This window comes from Parabacteroides chinchillae, from assembly GCF_900108035.1.
GTDB classification, from domain to species: Bacteria; Bacteroidota; Bacteroidia; order Bacteroidales; family Tannerellaceae; genus Parabacteroides; species Parabacteroides chinchillae.
Window position 1 is genome coordinate 86,684 of sequence record NZ_FNVS01000012.1, and the last position, 17,360, is coordinate 104,043.

The following is a 17,360-nucleotide window of genomic DNA, read 5'->3' on the forward strand; positions in this document are numbered from 1 at the left end:
ATTGTTGTATTATCGTAGTCGATAATAAGAACAGCATGGATTGGAATAATTTGGATATCCGGGAACTGAAAAAACGACGGATATGGAAGCTCAAATTTATTGATGCCCGTCTATATTTTGTCAGTATATTTGTGGGATTGCTCACCGGGATGGTAGCAGTCCCATACCATTATCTGCTCCAACTATTTTTTGATATCCGCAAAGCTTTCTTCGATTCGCATCCTCACTGGTATTTCCATTTGCTGTTGTTTCCCATACTATGGGGCATCCTTATATTTGTGAGCTGGTTAGTCAAAAAGATGCCTCTTATTACAGGAGGAGGTATTCCACAAACACGTGGAGTAATCAACGGACGCGTGGATTATAAAAACCCATTACTCCAATTGATTGCAAAATTTTCAGGAGGTATATTATCTCTCAGCGCCGGGTTATCATTAGGCCGGGAAGGCCCATGTGTTCAGATAGGTTCATATATCGGCTACCTCGTTTCCAAGTGGGGTCGTGTACTATCGGGCGAACGAAAACAACTTTTAGCAGCCGGAGCCGGAGCCGGGCTGGCAGCTGCTTTTGCCGCCCCCCTGGCATCTTCATTACTCGTAATTGAATCTATAGAACGTTTTGATGCGCCCAAGACAGCCATCACCACCCTGTTAGCCGGCGTGGTAGCAGGAGGCATTGCCAGTATCATCTTTCCAATAAACCCTTATTTTAAAATCGATGCAATCGCTCCTTCCATGCCTATGTTAGAGCAATTCAAAGTTCTTTTATTATTGGCTGTAGTGATCTCTGTCTTTGCAAAATTATATTCATGGTTCACCTTATGGAGCAAAAATATATATCCGCGAATCAAACAACCTGCTCATATAAAATTACTTTATTTACTAATTATTGCTTATACGATTTCTCTTTTAGAAGTTGACCTCACAGGAGGTGGGGAACATTTTCTTATCATGCAAGCAATGGATGGTTACAAACCAATATTATGGATTACAGCCATGATGTTGATCCATTTGGTTTTTACCACCTTTTCTTTTTCTTCCGGTTTACCGGGCGGAAACTTTATTCCCACACTCGTAACAGGAGGTTTATTCGGACAGATTATAGCTTTATTACTGGTAAAATTCGGATATATAGCAGAGGCCAATATCAGCTACATAATGCTTATCAGTATGGTAGGATTCTTAGTTGCCGTAGTACGCACCCCATTAACGGGCATTGTATTGATTACTGAAATAACAGGACACTTGGAAGTTTTTTATCCATCCATTATCGTTGGAGGATTAACTTATTATTTCACCGAATTGTTGCAAATCAAGCCGTTTAATGTTGTACTGTATGATGAAATGATCTCCCAACCACCCTATAGCCAGCAAAAGCGTTCCAGCCTCTTTGTGGAAATTATGCACGGCTCTTACTTTGACGGAAAAAAAACAGAAGAACTTACTTTACCGGAACGATGCTTTATTAAAAACATACGCCGTGACCGTAAAACGCTTTCTCCGCAAGGAGAAACCTTGATTCCCGGCGATCAGGTTGAAATAGAGATTGATGCACAAGACATAGAAAAACTATATGAACCTCTAATCAGTTTAGCAAATATTTATTGACTAAATAATTATATCATGGCAAAGATTTTAACAGAAGCAGGCAGCACTCATGTCTCCATGCACTTCCGGGACAATATTCCTGTAGAAATGAAGAATGGTAATGTTTTAAAATCAGAAGCCCCGGAATATCTAAATTATTCCGGGGCTATCAAACCACTTCCGGTGGCAGAAATAACCGTTTATCAGAAGTTGAATTGAGCAGATACATTAATTCTGTTTGCCTGACGCGTCATATCATCAAAGTCTGTACGCCATCCATGGAGATATTCTACTCCGGCCTGAAGATTGGGAGTGATATTCCAAAACACATTAGCTACCAAATACTGTCCATAACGATATTGATCCGATGGAGTCCGGGGATAATCCTTTTCACTATAAAGACGTGACTGGCTATATGTACTCGAAATAAAAACTTTAGGAGTGATATTGTATTGCAGGCCTGCATACCAACCCATCATAGGAAGCACCTGCATTTCGCCTTGCTTTTCCGGATTCGGAACAATATCCACATTCAGATTACTGATATCATTCATATACTGACTGATACCGCGTCCGTATACACCCTGGCCGAACATCTGCAGGCTCTTGCCCAAATTGAAAGTTGTTGAAGCCAATACACCCCATCCGGCTTCAGACTCGGCTTTATGAGCTACAAGGTTATCATAAGTCATACTACGGAAAATACCTGCTACACGCAGATGACTACTCTTGTTCCAGTTATATTGTACATATAAAGGAAAGCTTGGAGTACGTTGTACGCCTATACGTTCGTTGGAAGTAGTGAGTCCGTCTACATCCGGCATTTCTACAGCGATACCCATTTTCAGGCGTTGCATAAAGGTATGTTCATAACGGAATTGCGTAGCACGATGAAATGCCATACCGTTAGGACCTGCGAAATCGATTGTAGGAGGTGCACCGGCCGCATCCATAAAGAGAGTGTAATCATATCCTAATGTAAACCCAAGGAAAGATGCGTACGCATTTTGTAACTGGAATACTTTGTCGCCACCACGGAAATTACCAGCAGTATAAACTACAAAATCACCCAGGTTTTTGGTACGTCCTACTAATTTTAAAAAGATAGTACTGGTAGTAGCATCCATCTGGAATTGATTACGAGCATACGTACCCTGTCCTTTGTTGGGAATAAGAGAAGGATAAAAATCGACATCATCCGAAATTCCATCAAAGTCGTACTCAGCAGTAGCTTTCACATATCCACCTATACCAAGAGCAAAACGTCCCTTTCGGTCGGTCAATATAAAACGGGGAGCTTTAGGATCGTGGAACCGTTGGGGTTGAGTCTCATTCATGACGCGAACAATCTCATCACCTGCTTTGTCGATGGTAACCAGCATGATCGCATTAGGGTCATCATCTTCAATAATCACTTTCTGTGTCTTGCCCTGCGCATGGGCGGCGTTTGCTAGTCCGGCAGCCAACAAGATAGCTGCCCCTTGTAAAAATAGTCTCATAGATGTTCACTGTTTAGATTTATTACCTAAGTTGAACAACTATGAGATGAAAAGGTTTAGAATGTAACATCCACTCCACCCATAAAAACGGCTTTTGGCATGGGATATCCCACATTAATCTGATAACGGGTTGCCGTAAGATTTTCTCCCTTGACGAATAAATTCAACCCCTTCTCCAATGTGCCGAAACGATAAGCAACACGCGCATTTAACAAGGTATAATTTTCTTTTAAATTTTGTACCGGATTCTTATCATTTACATTGACATAAAGATCTGAGATAGATTCCACATTGACATCAAATGTAAAACGACCGGGCGAATATGTCACATCGGCAAAAAATTTATGTTTAGGTGCCGCAGTTGTAGGTTTGTTAGTATGCAGATAACTATAATTCATTCCTAAATTCAGATTATTCAAAATCTGATAACGGGCATCAAACTCTATACCTTTATTATATAAGTGTCCTACATTCTGCAGCTGCATATTGACCGTACTTATAGTATTTTTTCCTTCAATATAGAAAGCTGTTAATTCGGCGGACAATCGATTATCAAGAAATGTCTGTCCCACAGAAAGTTCATAATTAAGCATACTTTCCGGTAACAAATCAGGATTTGCTTTCGAATAAGGTAAATAGGAAATATACAATTCACGCAAAGTCGGACTTCTAAAACCTTTAGAAAACGATCCCTTTATGGTATTTCCTTCAAATAGACGAAGAGCGAAACCCGCTTGCGGAACCCATTCACTGCCATAAGCACTGCTATGTTCATAACGAAGACCTGCGTTGATGCTCAACTTATCAAAAAAATCCTGCTGCATGATAGCATAACCGGCAATTTCATTTACCGTCTTATTTACCACTTCGCCACGGTTACCTTTGATGCTGTCCTGCCACGCATGTCCGCCCCAATTCTTATAATCGATACCGGCAGTAAAACTATTTCCTTTAAACAGCCTGAAGGATTGATAAATTTGCACCCCTGTATTATGGTCATCCGAACGGAATAAAAATGAACTCGGAGCAGCATCCGGTTTATGCCCGTCATTTATTTTATGATCACCCCAATTATAAAAAACACGAATAGCGCCACTGGTCTTCTCATAGTTATTTTCTAAAGCGAAAGAAGTTGTTCCACGAAGTATATTCATTATATTATCAATCTTCGGATCAGTTATCATTCCAGGGTTATGAGTCTTATATTTGGCAAGGGTTAAATTTCCGGATACTTTATAGTGTTCATTCATTTTATAACCAAGATTCAAAAACCCATTCGTGATATGGAACTCCGAATTGGGTCGGTGTCCATCTGTCCGATCATGATTTATAGATATGAAGCTACTGAAGTTGCCCACATTATAACCATTGTTAATCATATATTTCTGCGTATTATATGAGCCATACATAATACGGGCTTGCGTACGGCGTCCTTCCTGGTTATGCCTGCGGGTAATAATATTCACAACTCCCCCCATCGCGTTAGAACCGTAAAGTAAAGAACCCGGACCACGGATAACTTCTACACGTTCTACATCTGAAGCCACATAAGTGTCTGGCAACGCATGACCGAAAACGCCTGCCCACTGTGGTTGTCCATCAAATAACATCAGCACTCTGTTACTCTGTCCTATTCCACGGATGTTAACCATTCCGGCCGAACCATCCGACACACCAAAGCCAGTAATTCCTTTCTGGGTAACAAAAAGTCCGGGAACACGCTGAGACAATACAGGAAGCAAAGCAGACTCGCTACTTGACTCAATTTCATTTCTACTGATTACTGAAATAGATAACGGAACACTGTTTCTATTTACAAAAATCTTATTGGCCGACACCACCACACCTTGCAAATTAATCAGGCTATCAATTTTTCCCGTATCAGAAGCATAAGATAAAAATACAGACAAAAGTCCGGAAATAAGTAAAAATGTTCTTTTCATATATTTCGTGTTAATATTATATTATTGAACGCACAAAAGTAACACGATTTATATAAAACGTAACACGATTTGAAAAAAAAAGCATCAATCGGCTCGACTCATCACTAATTTCCCATGTTTTATTCCTTTTATAGTAGTCAAACGATCCGACAACTCCGTCAATCTGTAGGCTGTTCCCATTACTGTTACAATATGGAGGCAGAAACTTTGATTGATATAATATTGCGAAGAAGAAAGGATAACGTCATTATAGATCCGTTCGATTTCTGTCATTTTTGTATATATTTCTTTTTTTTCCTGATCGTACATGATAATAATAGTACCAGCAACAATATGGTTGCATTGCCATTTTTTCTCGGCCACATTTTTTTCTATAAGAAACCGGATAGCCTGAGAACGATTAGCAAAACCATTCTCTTCCACATATTGGTCCAAAGAATCCAATACATTATCTTCCAAAGACACACCGAAACGTTTTAATGCCATAATTATTTTTTTATCAATCAAGAGGTAAAGATAAAGCATTTTGACGGAACTATAATCTTTTTCGTTTGTGTCTTGTTATATATAAACAAGCATATAAATTAGATAATATGAAAAGTATAGTGTTACTCCGCCATGGAGAAAGTCTATGGAATAAAGAAAACCGGTTCACCGGTTGGACAGATGTAGACCTAACGGAAAAGGGTATACAAGAAGCCTTAAAAGCAGGCAATGTATTGAAAGAAAAAGGATATGTTTTCGATAAAGCATACACATCTTACTTAAAGCGAGCAGTAAAAACTTTAAATTGCGTACTAGACAGAATGGATCAGGATTGGATCCCAGTAGAAAAAAGCTGGAGGTTGAACGAGAAACATTATGGAATGCTACAAGGGCTGAATAAAAGTGAAACTGCTGAAAAATATGGCGATGAACAAGTGCTTATATGGAGACGCAGTTATGATATTGCTCCATTGCCTTTACCGGAAGATGATCCGCGCAATCCGCGATTTGATATCCGTTACAAAGATGTTCCTGATAAAGAATTACCTCGCACGGAATCATTAAAAGATACTGTCGACCGTATTATCCCATATTGGAAAGAAGTTATTTTCCCCTCCCTGAAAACGTCAAATCAATTATTAGTAGTAGCACATGGGAACAGTCTACGAGGCATTATCAAATATTTAAAAAATATCTCGAATGAAAAGATTGTTCATCTGAATCTGCCGACGGCAATACCTTATGTATTTGAGTTTAATGACGATCTAAAACTAATGAACGATTATTTCCTGGGCGATCCTGAAGAAATCAAAAAGTTGATGGAAGCTGTTGCCAATCAAGGAAAAAAGAAATAATAAAAGAACAAAGGGTCGTTTAAGGGTTCACTTTATCACTTTCTTCGGAGGGTGTTTCAAAATCTGAAAAATTATCTACAGACATTCTATGCAATCTACAATCTGCTATTATAGATAATATTACAACATAATATCGCTATTTTAAAAGTTAAAAAACAAAACGGATCGGATTTCATTTTAACACTTCCGCGAACACTTTCCCTGATGCTTGAATAAGCAATTTATTGCATACAGACAATATAGAATTTCCAAGAAGAAATTTGGCTGAAGCCAGTACAGATATATCCCCTTTTAGTCCGTCAGCTGAAGCTGACGGCAATTGAAACCAGGCTAAAGCCATAAAAGAGCAGACTGTATCGGCCATCCCAAAAGAAAGCTCTGCTTTCTCACTTGTGGCATCAGCGGCTGGGCGTTAAACGCAGGTAAAAGACGCAACGTTAAAACCAGCGGCTGTTTGAGCGTAGCGAGTTCCGCTGGTTCAGCGAAGTCTTTTTCCGGAGTAGCCCGGACGGTGTAGCCTTGACCTTTTGGTTACTTTTGGGTCAAGCCAAAAGTGACAGGAACAACTTTGTATCTTTTCACTACTTTTCTGTCAAGAGAAAAGTAGTGAAAAATGTTCGCGGGAAGCATTAAAGTGTTGCAAGCACAATCCCGAAATAATAGAACAATATGTATCAGTAATTTACAATCAACACTGGATCATTTTGTAATTTAGGAATAAGCCCCGAAGATGGTGACAGAAGGTGACAAAGTGGGGATATATCCCAAGTCCGTTTTATATTTTATTTCCAACCCTTAAAACACTTATAAACGCTGCGACCACTGAAATTATACATCCTAATAAAAGACTAACATGCATGCTGTGGCCAGGAAATAGTTTAAACATCAAAGCGACTAATGAAGCTCCCATTGTCTGCCCCATCAAACGGGCTGTCCCTAACATTCCACTGGCTCCACCACTCCGGCTTGACGGAGCAGAACCTATAATTGTACTGTTATTGGGTGTCTGAAATAGGCCAAAACCACATCCGCATATAGCCATTCGCCAAATAATTTCAATATTGGATGGATTAGAAGGCATTGTTGCCAACAAGAATAAGCCTGTAGCAAAAATCAACATTCCGATACAACCAAGCATTCCTGCTTTAATCTTATCAGATAGAAAACCGGCCAACGGGGCAAAGATCATGGTTGCCAATGGCCATGGCGTCAATAATAATCCGGTCGCAACCTCGTCCTTGCCTAATACTCGTTGAAGAAAGAAAGGAAGAGATACCATTGCCAACATTTGCGACATAAATGAAAAGACAGATGCAAGAATCGATAAAGAAAAAATCGGGATCTTAAGTAAATCAACCGGAAATAACGGATAATCCTGTTTTGTTTCACGTTTGATATAAACATATCCTGTAAGAATCGCTATTGTTACAATAATCAGAATAATATAAATATTTATATCATGGGTAAAGCCTTCGATAATAGCAATCAGCAAAGCAAATGTAACAGCATTAAGCAATCCGCCTTCAATATCAAAACGACGTCCTTTTATTTTAATGGGATTCGGAGGAAGAAATCTATAACTTATCAATAAAGCTGTCACCCCGATAGGAATGTTAATCGCAAATAACCACGGCCAATTGGCAACAGATAAAATACCCGCTGCAATTGTAGGCCCTGCAGCTGCTGACACTGAAATGACCAAAGCATTAAGCCCCATACCTCTCGCCAAAAAACGTTTGGGATATATTATACGTATCAATGCCGTATTCACACTAGTGATTGCCGCTGCTCCAAAACCTTGTAAGGTACGAGCTATAATTAATGTGGACAAAGAATCGGATAGTGCACAAGCCAAAGAGGTACAACTAAATAATAATAACCCATAGGTATAAACTTTACGATATCCCCAGATTTCACCGATGGAAGATAAAGACAACAACGAGATTGTTATAGCCAACTGATATGCATTAACAACCCAAATAGAAAGAGAAGGATTCGTATGCAGGTCTTTTGCTATGGCAGGTAAAGCAACATTCGCTATTACTCCATCCAACACGGAAACAGTAATACCGAATCCGATAGCCAATATCGCCCAATAACGACGTGGCACCGGAACACCATCCGGCACCTGTAAATTTGTATTATCACTCATCTTTACTTGATCTGATTTGGAAAGGAACAGATTACAAATAAAGAGAGTTTATGAAGATAATACTTTTTAAGAAGATAGACTTAAACACTTTGTTTTCAAAAGTCGGATCTATATTTACAATAATGAAGTATCATATTTGATAACTGATATTTATCCAATTGGTTGCTCTTTTGGTTTCCTGTCAAAAAAAGGATTTTTAGAAGATGCAGATACCGGAATTGCCATAACACATTTACAATCACCTAATATATGCAAACGTTGAGCAGCCAAACCAGCACTAAACATCACCCGGGTATCAACACGTAAATCGGCAGCTGTAGCGCACGCAGATCCAATAGCAATTCCCAAATCTACAGTATTAATAGCACACGGAACCAACTCCGGTTTTTCTACACACGTCGCATATCCACAATGAGCACAGTTCATTCCCTGAGTTTTCTGCATTGTGCCAATAACCAAAACAGCATCAGCACTCAATATATTATCTGCGTCACGCAACAAAAATTTCATTCCCGTTTCAGATGCCAGCTTCAGCATTTCTTCCGACAACTTACGTATATCCTCTTCCGTAACAACTGCTATTTCAATAATATCTATACCTTTACCTTTTGGAGCTGTACGAGCAGCGATCATCATTTGATTTGCAGCCTGTAACACCAATTGACGCCTGATTTCTCTTTCGTTTTGTATCATCCTTTTATTGGTTTAGTTGAATTATAAACAAAGATACACTTTTAATGATTTTCCAGCTCTAAATTCGTCATTATATCCGTTATACCGAACGAATAATCAGGATACTCATAAATACTGAAACGAGGTTCTGTTATACCTTCAGTATATGACCAAATAGTATGATATTCTTTTATATCTTCACCCATTTCCTTCAACTGGCGAAGGTAAGCGGCTATCGATTTATTTTCCTTTATATAAACTTCTCCAATCTTATCAATGATCGGACTATGCCGGCGACTGGCATCATGATCAAATTTAAGGATCCGCTGCCCCTCTTCCGTCAATCCAATGGTAGTAAATGTCATACTTTTACCAATAGCAGGAAGGTTCAATACATTACGATCCGTTGATGCAAATAACAAATCATTTTCTTTCAAAAAATGCATCAGTTTCTTACCCAACAGATATCCATTTCGTATTAACGAATGTAGTTCTTTACGTTTATCTACCGGAATTATACCAAATATTTTCTCTTCATATTGCTCTTGTAAAGAACGACTGTTAGGAGTAAACACTGCATAGTTCTCCTTAAAACCTTTCACAGAAAAAGTATAATAGCAAACCACGCCTAAAGCATTTAATACCTGACGCAATTTTGCAGTATGTCCGCGTCTGGATGCAGCTACCGTAAACACCAACTGATTTGTTATCGTCCATCCTGCCGATTGAATAGCTCCAATAGCTCGTTTTGCCTCCGGCGTAACCTCCAAAGGAGACTGAAAATGTGTTTGTATATAAAACTGCGAAACTCCAACAACCGAAGCCTTTTCTTTAAACTCTTTCAGGATAGCCACTAATTCATCCGTTATCCGCAAAGGTAGATAAGCTAAAAGACGAGAACCTAAACGTACGCGTTGTAGTTCTGCAAATTTTTCTCCTTCCGGACGACTTTCATTTGCTTTTCGTTTACGGACCGCCATTTTGTAAACAGCCTCCAATATTTTACGTAAAGTAGCATCCTGGCTCATTAAAGCATCGCCACCTGTTATCAAAATATCCCTGAGTTGCGCATCTTCTTCAAAATAATGCATCAGACGGCGCAATTTCTTATCCCATGTTTCTTTTGGCTTCAGTGCTTCAAAATCAAAATTCAAGCGTTCACTTTGAAAATCATACATTCGCTGACAAGATGCACATAACCCGCCACAGGCACGTCCCATCGAATCCGGAATCAGGATTGCTACCTCCGGATAACGACGATGAATATTATGCCCTTCCGGCAACAACCAGCCGGCGGCATTTGGTTTTTCTGCAATTACAACATCTTCTTTTTCCCACGCTTTTATTTCACCATAAGTGTCAACCAACTCATTTGAATAAAGGATATAAGATCGAATTGTCTTATCATCAAAACCTTCTTTCCTTGTATTTAAAAGAGAAAGATAATATGGGGTTACGAAAAAAGGCATTCCTTTCTTTTTAGCTTTGGCTAACAATTGCATAGTTTCATCCGAAAGAGAGTATCCTAAAAAAAAGTTCAGTTCCGTAGGACTTTTAATGGCCATTGCCAAATGGAAGCGTGTCGTATTCCACCATTCATGAACTTGTCTGTATTTCTCTTCATAAGACATTCCTTCTTCAAATTGATATTTTGAAGAAGGGGCATGTCTACGTTCTATTTTACGTATCAAACAGCCTATAATCCGTTCTATGCCTGCATTGCGAATAGCAATAACATTTTCATCCAATCCTGTTGGCCAACGATGCATCTGGCGTTTTACCAATGAACGTTCTGGCAAAATAATTTCAGGACACATCAACAATTCAAACTGATGATAAACATCTATAAACAAATCGGATGAAACATCTTCATTCAATGTTCCTCTGAGAAAATGCCATAAATAATAGATTGTACGGATAGGGAGTTTCTCGCCGGTTGATAATTCATCCACAAAAGTATCATCATGATCAATTAAATTAAGAATCCGTACTACTGCCGCATTTCTTAGTTTCTGATTATCTTTCCGTATGCTAGTAAAAGTAGAGATATAAGAACGTAATACTTTTTTAAAAGTATCTACAGTTTCACTATCTTCTGCTATATTATACAGTTGAGGAAAATTTTGTTTATACTCTTTTCTCAGTTTGGAAATGTCGGATGTAAGGGATTCTCTTTTTATCATAAGCAATTCATTTTATTGATCAGAAATATAACAAAAACACGCCGGGGAGACGTTTTTCTACAAAAATAACAAAAAAATCAACAAAATGAAATGCACAAAAGTCTAAAACATCTTAATACACATTCAAATTAAGGCAAAATGATAAAACATATCCATTCGGATGAAACTAAAATTTCTTTCGAAAGAAACTCCAAACCCATCCGAATGAATCCTTTTTTTACCACACAAAAGAAGGACAATATTTACTAATTGTAGCTTTGAAGATTTTCAAATTGATTGGTTTTGTAATAAAGTCTGAAGCTCCTGCATTACGAGCTGCATCCATATCCGAATCAAAAACGTAAGCAGATTGCATAATAACCGGAATATCTTTATTCATTTTGCGAATTTCACCTAATGCTTCAATTCCTGTCATTTCAGGCATCTTTATATCCAATAAAATCAAATCGACACAATTTTCCTTGAAAAGGGCTAAAGCTTCCTTTCCTGTTTTAGCACGAAGTAAATTACAATGTTTCTGTAAAATCGTTTTAAGCAACAAATAATTGCTCTCTTCGTCTTCTGCAATTAAAATTGTTATCGGGCTCTCACTTGGTAGAGCTTCATTCGTCTCTGTATTCATACTATATATTTTATGTATTTCCCTCAAATTATAGATGATTCATCACCACTGTGTTTATTTCCGGTTGCAATATAAGGAATTTTCACGTTAAAACGACTACCTACTCCTTCTTTTGATTCAACTTCTATTGTTCCGTTCATCCGGTCTACAATCATTCTACAAATAGAAAGTCCCAAGCCGGCTCCTTGCGTAAAATCATTCTTTTTGAAAAAACGCTCGAATACATTTTTCTGATCTTTTTCAGGTATACCGCATCCTGTATCTTCAACAAAAAAACAAAGATAATTACCAGGCTCTTTAATATAACCGACAGTAACCGATCCTTTTTCCGTAAACTTAACAGCATTATTAATCAGATTCGTTATTACTTGATTCAATCTCAATTTATCTGTAATAATACATATTGTCTCTGATGGAATTTTCTCTATCAGTTTCAAACGATTTGGAATGATTACCTGCTGAGTGATTACAATTTGATTTATCAATTCATTTACATCACAGTTTTCGTCTTTGAAAAACATCGTTCCACTTTCTATCTGCGCCAAATCCAATATATCACTAATAAGAGCAAGCAATAAATCGCAATTATTCTGAATTGTCTCTATAAAAAGTCTGCGTTCTTCAGCACTATAGTCATCTCCCGAAGTTAGAAGATTAGAAAAACCAACAATGGCATTCAACGGTGTTCGTATTTCATGGCTCATATTGGCAAGAAATGCACTTTTCAGCTTGTCCGACATACGTGCCTTATTACGTGCCAGAACTAATGCATTTTGTGTTTGTTTAAATTTTTGTATATTAATGCAAATACCAAAAACAGAAAGTTGCCGAGTATCGAACGATGATAAGAATCGGTTTGCAAAACGGCATTCCCACCATTGGTATCCTTTGCCATTAAAATTTATACGCATTTCCATTCTTAACTTCTTATTTTCGACCCGCAACATTTTATTACTAATATTTATCCATGCCTCCAAATCATCCGGATGTATCATTTCACGGAAACGTTTAAGAGAAATACTATGAGAGCCATCATCCGGTATATCATAATAAGTAAAGAATGAAGAGTCGGCCAAAAGTCTCATTCCTGACGCATCGTAATGCCAATATGAAACATTTCCTGTTCCCATTGTCAAAGTCAGAAACTCCTTTTGAGTAAATTCTTCCGTAATATCATGAAAGGTGATAACCGCACCATATAACTGCCGGCTCTGATATATTGCATATAATGCACCTACTACAGGAAAATGATATTGGCTATCGAATGAAAACATCTGGCTGGATTGCTCAAAATGAATACACTTATCTTTATTTAAAACTGATTGTAATAAAGTTTTTAAGTACCGGTCTCTGCCAGGTAAAGCAATATCTATTAATGAAAAAATATTCCGCCCTATATAACCATTTTCGCATCCATCCAAATGCAACCATCGCAAAGCTGCAGGATTTATAGCAAAAATATTCATCTCTAAGTCTATAGAAATAACACCTTCACGAATAGACGACATTATTGTTTTCAGGTTCTTTCGATGTTCTTTCAGTTCATTCTGAGTCTCTCTCTTTTGTTTCTTTTCCGTCCGATATAAACCAACCAACATAAAAGCCAGACGTCCTACAAATAACAAAAGAACAATAACCACCACAACTATTGAATCGTGATATTTTTCGCCAAAAGATATATTAATGACCACACTTCTCTGAGGCAACTGATCCATTGAAATACCACGCTTCTTCATTTGTTCCCAATCAAATACAGGAATTTGCTTACTCGGAACAATCGAAAAATCAGATACTGGCTCACCAGACAGAATACTAATCCCTGTTTTAGTGGCTTGATAAGTCTGATCATAGGCCGGAGTCATATATCCGCCCAAATAACCTAATCCAAACCCTTCACTGTTCACGGCAAAAAAAGGAACATTCGTATTTCGTGCACGTCCGGAATAAAAATTACTCCACACCGGCATAATATGAGGTACATTACTTGCAAAAACAGAATTCCACATAATCTGCTTTCCTTTCTCCTTATCCATATTACTTATTTGTACCCGCATTGAATCCGGAATAATGTCAGCTTTACATTGCTTTTTTAATTCATTCAAAGCTAATTTACCCAATGTATTATCTTCAATCTCAAATATTACTTTTTTAGCAGAAGGATATAAAGAACGTATCAACTCTAAACATTTTGCATAATCAGGCCGTGTTGTATATCCTGTTATATTAGTATGTCCTTCCAATAAAGAGTCACAGTAATAATCTACACCGCAAAAAACTATAGGAACTTCGTATGTTAACGGATGTTGTGTCTTTATTAGTGCCAAAGTAGCCGGATCATCACAAAGTAATATTAAATCAGGCCTCCAGGTTCCATCCAATAATGTATTCAATGCAGAAATTTCTTCTGTACTCGAAAAATATTCGGAATCCAGATAGAAGGTCTTAATATCTGCAGAAATACGAAAATCCTTCAAGCAATCTTCAACTCCCTTATTTAAATCGGCTTTCCATGGACAATCAGCACGATACGAATGGATTAATAATATATTGTATGGATTATTTGCATTAGAATATGTTTGATGACAAGCCACAAACAATGCAGTAAACCCTATACATAAAATACAGAATAAACCCGATAAAATAATATGTAAATTCCACTTAAACATCTTATTCGTTCTTTTTGCAGATCGTTTTAAAAGGAATTTCAACAATAAAGCAACTACCCTTATCAAGTGTTGATTCTACCCGGATCACACCATCCAATCGCCGAACAATTTCTTTGCAAATAGATAGGCCTAAACCGCCGCCACGCACAAAATCATTCGTTTTATAAAAACGATTGAATACCTTTTGTATCTCCTGTTCGGATATGCCTATACCGGTATCACGAACATAAATACATATATTTTTAAAGTTTTCAGATAAAATGTATCCAACGGTCACACTTCCTTGTTCAGTAAATTTAAAAGCATTATCTATCAAATTATCCAACAATTGTTTCAAACGGAACTTATCACCTAATATGCATACCGGTTCTTCAGGAACCTCAACCTTCAGACATACAGAATCCGGACATGCTGAACGGCTCGCCTCAATAGAGTCTTCCACTATTTGTGTCAAATTACATTCTTCATCGCGAAAAAGAATACCACTTTCCACACGTGATATATCCAAAATTTCATTTATCAAATTCAATAGCAAACGACAGTTTTCATTTATTATCTCAATAAAACTTCCACGTTCATCTTCTCCCAGTTCATTATCTTCAATAAGCAAAGTAGAAAAACCTACTATCGAATTTAAAGGCGTTCTCACTTCATGGCTCATATTTGCCAAAAATACACCTTTCATTCTATCAGATTCCCGTGCTTCATCACGCACACGTACCAGTTCTTCTTCTATCTTCTTAAACCTATCAACATTTAAACATAAACCAAATAGTTTATAATGATTTCCTAATGATGATTTAGGTAATGAGGTAATACGATATTCCCACCACTGATAGCCCATGCCATTGAAGTCTTGACGAATCTGGATTGTCGATTTCGTTATTTTCCCGGAAGAGATGCCTTTAATCGCCTTTTTCCATCTGGTATAATCTTCCGGATAAATGATATCTCTAAATTTCTGGGCAGAAATAGCATTCATTCCATCATGAGGTATATTAAATGAATGAAAAAACGATTCATCAAACATGACATAATCACAGCTGTTATCATACCTCCAAGCAAAAACATCCCCTGCAACCATACTAAGTGCAAGAAACTCTTTTTCGGAATATTCATCCGTCACATCTCGAAAAGTTATTATCACTCCATAAAAGTCACCATTCCTATTTGTACTGCTTATATTACCGGAAACAGGAAATATATGTTTATCTGTTGTGATCAAGACCGCCGTATCGCTTAACTTACAGCTGTCTTGTTGCTGTGCCATTCGATTTATCAGGTTTTGTAAATAATATGGTTCCCCTTTATTTTGTATATTGAATAAATCACGGATATTACATTTTACATAAATATCAGGTGTGCCGCTTAACTTAAGCCATTGTAAAGCAGCTCTATTAATAGAAAGAACTGTCCCTTTCCTGTCTAAATAAACCACACCTTCATCCAAAGCATCAATTGTGATGCTTAATTCTAATTGTTCTTTCGATAATTTATTACGTATTCTTTTCTTATTTAAAGCCTCTCGCTTATAAAGACGCATAAGTACAAGAAATAGAGACATAACTAAAACAACAACAAACACGACTCCAAGCCAGATATGTTTCTTATATTTTACAGTTAAAGGCATATTTGGAATAATACTATCTGGCGGCAACGAATTTAAATTAATCTTCCAATATTTCAATTGATCCCAGTCAAAAACGGGATATTGTTTACTTGCAGTTATCGGAAAATCTGTAATTTTTCCTCCACGTAAAAGTTTAATTCCTAAATCTGCAGCATCATAAGTCTGATTATAGCTAGGAGTCATATATCCTCCAATACGTCCATCACCAAATCCTTCATTATTTATCATTAAGAAAGGCGCAGTCCCCATACTAGCCAAAGCCGAATAAAACGGACTCCATTTCGGTAAAATACAACAACTATGCAAACGGTAAAATAAAATCTTTTTCAAGGCTTCTGCTTCCTGTTTATCTACACGTTCTATTCGTATATGCAAAGGATATTCAATGGAAGAAAGTGGACGGATTGTATCTGTTTTATTATAATTAGGAAAAGAATTATAAATTGTTGCTGTTTCCTGGTAATTCTCAAATTGAGACCTGGCTTCATCTGCACCAACACGTCCTAAATAAGTGTCTTCCGCAATAATAGCTAAATCATCAATCCGTCCAAATAATTTTTGAGCTAAGTGGTAACATTTTACAAAATTTGGCTTTGTCGTGAATCCTGTTATATTGGTATGTCCTGCTAAAACTTTATTATTTACATAATCGACACCACTAAATACAATTGGGATCTTATGCGAAAGCGGATGATTCGTTGCCAGTAAAGAAAAAGTAGCCTGGTCATCACAGACCAAAATCAAATCAAGAGGTTTATCCAGATATTGATCCATTAAGAAATTTAAGGTATCCAACTCTGCTTGAGCAGGAAGATATTCTGCATTCAAATAAAATGTTTGTATATCCACATGAACCCCATTATCTTCAAAACAATCTTTTACTCCATTGTTCATTTCATCCTTCCATTTGCAATTCTGGTCAAAAGAATGAATTAATAATATATGGTATTTCTTCGTCTCGTGCTCATTATATGAAATAACAAGCATGATACAAATAAAAACACCAATAAGAAAGACTAAAACAAATAATTTGTCCTTCTTGAAATACTTGTCCAACATTAAGCGAA

Annotated in this window: 12 protein-coding genes; 3 read left to right on the forward strand and 9 right to left on the reverse strand. The window is 37.3% G+C overall.

Translation table 11 applies throughout. The annotated features are described in order from the left end of the window. The first annotated feature begins 35 nt into the window (after positions 1 to 35). Positions 36 to 1,607 carry a ClC family H(+)/Cl(-) exchange transporter gene (locus C4S38_RS10715; protein ID WP_103983745.1) on the forward strand — a complete coding sequence of 524 codons (1,572 nt, stop codon included), beginning with the start codon at positions 36 to 38 and terminating at the stop codon, positions 1,605 to 1,607. A gap of 15 nt (positions 1,608 to 1,622) precedes the next feature. Next, positions 1,623 to 1,805 (forward strand): hypothetical protein, encoded by a 183-nt coding sequence (locus C4S38_RS10720; RefSeq protein WP_103983746.1) that lies wholly within the window; start codon positions 1,623 to 1,625, stop codon positions 1,803 to 1,805. Here the strand turns inward: C4S38_RS10720 and C4S38_RS10725 are convergent. The 3 genes from C4S38_RS10725 to nikR all read right to left on the reverse strand — a co-directional run bounded on the left by C4S38_RS10725 (position 1,790) and on the right by nikR (position 5,514). Beyond that, on the reverse strand, positions 1,790 to 3,085 hold the full coding sequence (locus C4S38_RS10725; RefSeq protein ID WP_103983747.1) for a DcaP family trimeric outer membrane transporter: 1,296 nt from the start codon (positions 3,083 to 3,085) through the stop codon (positions 1,790 to 1,792). The two genes, C4S38_RS10720 and C4S38_RS10725, sit on opposite strands and share 16 nt — an antisense overlap. A gap of 56 nt (positions 3,086 to 3,141) precedes the next feature. Beyond that, the gene (locus C4S38_RS10730; RefSeq protein ID WP_103983748.1) at positions 3,142 to 5,028 is read right to left on the reverse strand and encodes a TonB-dependent receptor plug domain-containing protein; all 1,887 of its coding nucleotides are present in this window, start codon (positions 5,026 to 5,028) and stop codon (positions 3,142 to 3,144) included. An 84-nt stretch (positions 5,029 to 5,112) separates the two neighbouring features. Beyond that, a complete protein-coding gene (gene nikR / locus C4S38_RS10735; protein WP_099463056.1) occupies positions 5,113 to 5,514 on the reverse strand; it encodes a nickel-responsive transcriptional regulator NikR in 402 nt (133 codons plus the stop codon). Between the two features lie 107 nt (positions 5,515 to 5,621). Here nikR and gpmA point away from each other — a divergent pair, with 107 nt between their 5' ends. Further along, positions 5,622 to 6,368 carry a 2,3-diphosphoglycerate-dependent phosphoglycerate mutase gene (gpmA, locus tag C4S38_RS10740; RefSeq protein WP_103983749.1) on the forward strand — a complete coding sequence of 249 codons (747 nt, stop codon included), beginning with the start codon at positions 5,622 to 5,624 and terminating at the stop codon, positions 6,366 to 6,368. Positions 6,369 to 7,143: 775 nt separating this feature from the next. Here gpmA and C4S38_RS10750 read toward each other — a convergent pair. From C4S38_RS10750 to C4S38_RS10775, 6 genes are all read right to left on the reverse strand, one after another. Beyond that, a complete protein-coding gene (locus tag C4S38_RS10750) occupies positions 7,144 to 8,520 on the reverse strand; it encodes an MFS transporter (RefSeq protein ID WP_103983750.1) in 1,377 nt (458 codons plus the stop codon). Positions 8,521 to 8,670: 150 nt separating this feature from the next. Further along, positions 8,671 to 9,213, reverse strand: coding sequence for a ferredoxin domain-containing protein (locus C4S38_RS10755; protein ID WP_103983751.1), 543 nt, complete (start codon positions 9,211 to 9,213; stop codon positions 8,671 to 8,673). Positions 9,214 to 9,254: 41 nt separating this feature from the next. Continuing rightward, positions 9,255 to 11,375: a KamA family radical SAM protein gene (locus tag C4S38_RS10760; protein ID WP_103983752.1), complete on the reverse strand. Its 2,121-nt coding sequence runs from the start codon at positions 11,373 to 11,375 to the stop codon at positions 9,255 to 9,257. Between the two features lie 217 nt (positions 11,376 to 11,592). Beyond that, on the reverse strand, positions 11,593 to 11,997 hold the full coding sequence (locus tag C4S38_RS10765; RefSeq protein ID WP_099463061.1) for a response regulator: 405 nt from the start codon (positions 11,995 to 11,997) through the stop codon (positions 11,593 to 11,595). A gap of 23 nt (positions 11,998 to 12,020) precedes the next feature. After that, positions 12,021 to 14,663, reverse strand: coding sequence for an ABC transporter substrate binding protein (locus C4S38_RS10770; RefSeq protein WP_103983753.1), 2,643 nt, complete (start codon positions 14,661 to 14,663; stop codon positions 12,021 to 12,023). Between the two features lies 1 nt (position 14,664). Then, entirely contained in the window at positions 14,665 to 17,352 is a 2,688-nt protein-coding gene (locus C4S38_RS10775) for a sensor histidine kinase (RefSeq protein WP_103983754.1), read from the reverse strand. Positions 17,353 to 17,360 lie beyond the last annotated feature (8 nt).

Excerpts from the sequence above, each read along its gene's own strand:
- C4S38_RS10730 (WP_103983748.1), bottom strand. The coding sequence starts at position 5,028 with ATGAAAAGAACATTTTTACTTATTTCCGGACTTTTGTCTGTATTTTTA.
- C4S38_RS10715 (WP_103983745.1), top strand. The coding sequence starts at position 36 with ATGGATTGGAATAATTTGGATATCCGGGAACTGAAAAAACGACGGATA.
- C4S38_RS10765 (WP_099463061.1), bottom strand. The coding sequence starts at position 11,997 with ATGAATACAGAGACGAATGAAGCTCTACCAAGTGAGAGCCCGATAACA.
- C4S38_RS10720 (WP_103983746.1), top strand. The coding sequence starts at position 1,623 with ATGGCAAAGATTTTAACAGAAGCAGGCAGCACTCATGTCTCCATGCAC.
- nikR (WP_099463056.1), bottom strand. The coding sequence starts at position 5,514 with ATGGCATTAAAACGTTTCGGTGTGTCTTTGGAAGATAATGTATTGGAT.
- C4S38_RS10775 (WP_103983754.1), bottom strand. The coding sequence starts at position 17,352 with ATGTTGGACAAGTATTTCAAGAAGGACAAATTATTTGTTTTAGTCTTT.
- C4S38_RS10725 (WP_103983747.1), bottom strand. The coding sequence starts at position 3,085 with ATGAGACTATTTTTACAAGGGGCAGCTATCTTGTTGGCTGCCGGACTA.
- C4S38_RS10770 (WP_103983753.1), bottom strand. The coding sequence starts at position 14,663 with ATGTTTAAGTGGAATTTACATATTATTTTATCGGGTTTATTCTGTATT.
- C4S38_RS10755 (WP_103983751.1), bottom strand. The coding sequence starts at position 9,213 with ATGATACAAAACGAAAGAGAAATCAGGCGTCAATTGGTGTTACAGGCT.
- C4S38_RS10760 (WP_103983752.1), bottom strand. The coding sequence starts at position 11,375 with ATGATAAAAAGAGAATCCCTTACATCCGACATTTCCAAACTGAGAAAA.
- C4S38_RS10750 (WP_103983750.1), bottom strand. The coding sequence starts at position 8,520 with ATGAGTGATAATACAAATTTACAGGTGCCGGATGGTGTTCCGGTGCCA.
- gpmA (WP_103983749.1), top strand. The coding sequence starts at position 5,622 with ATGAAAAGTATAGTGTTACTCCGCCATGGAGAAAGTCTATGGAATAAA.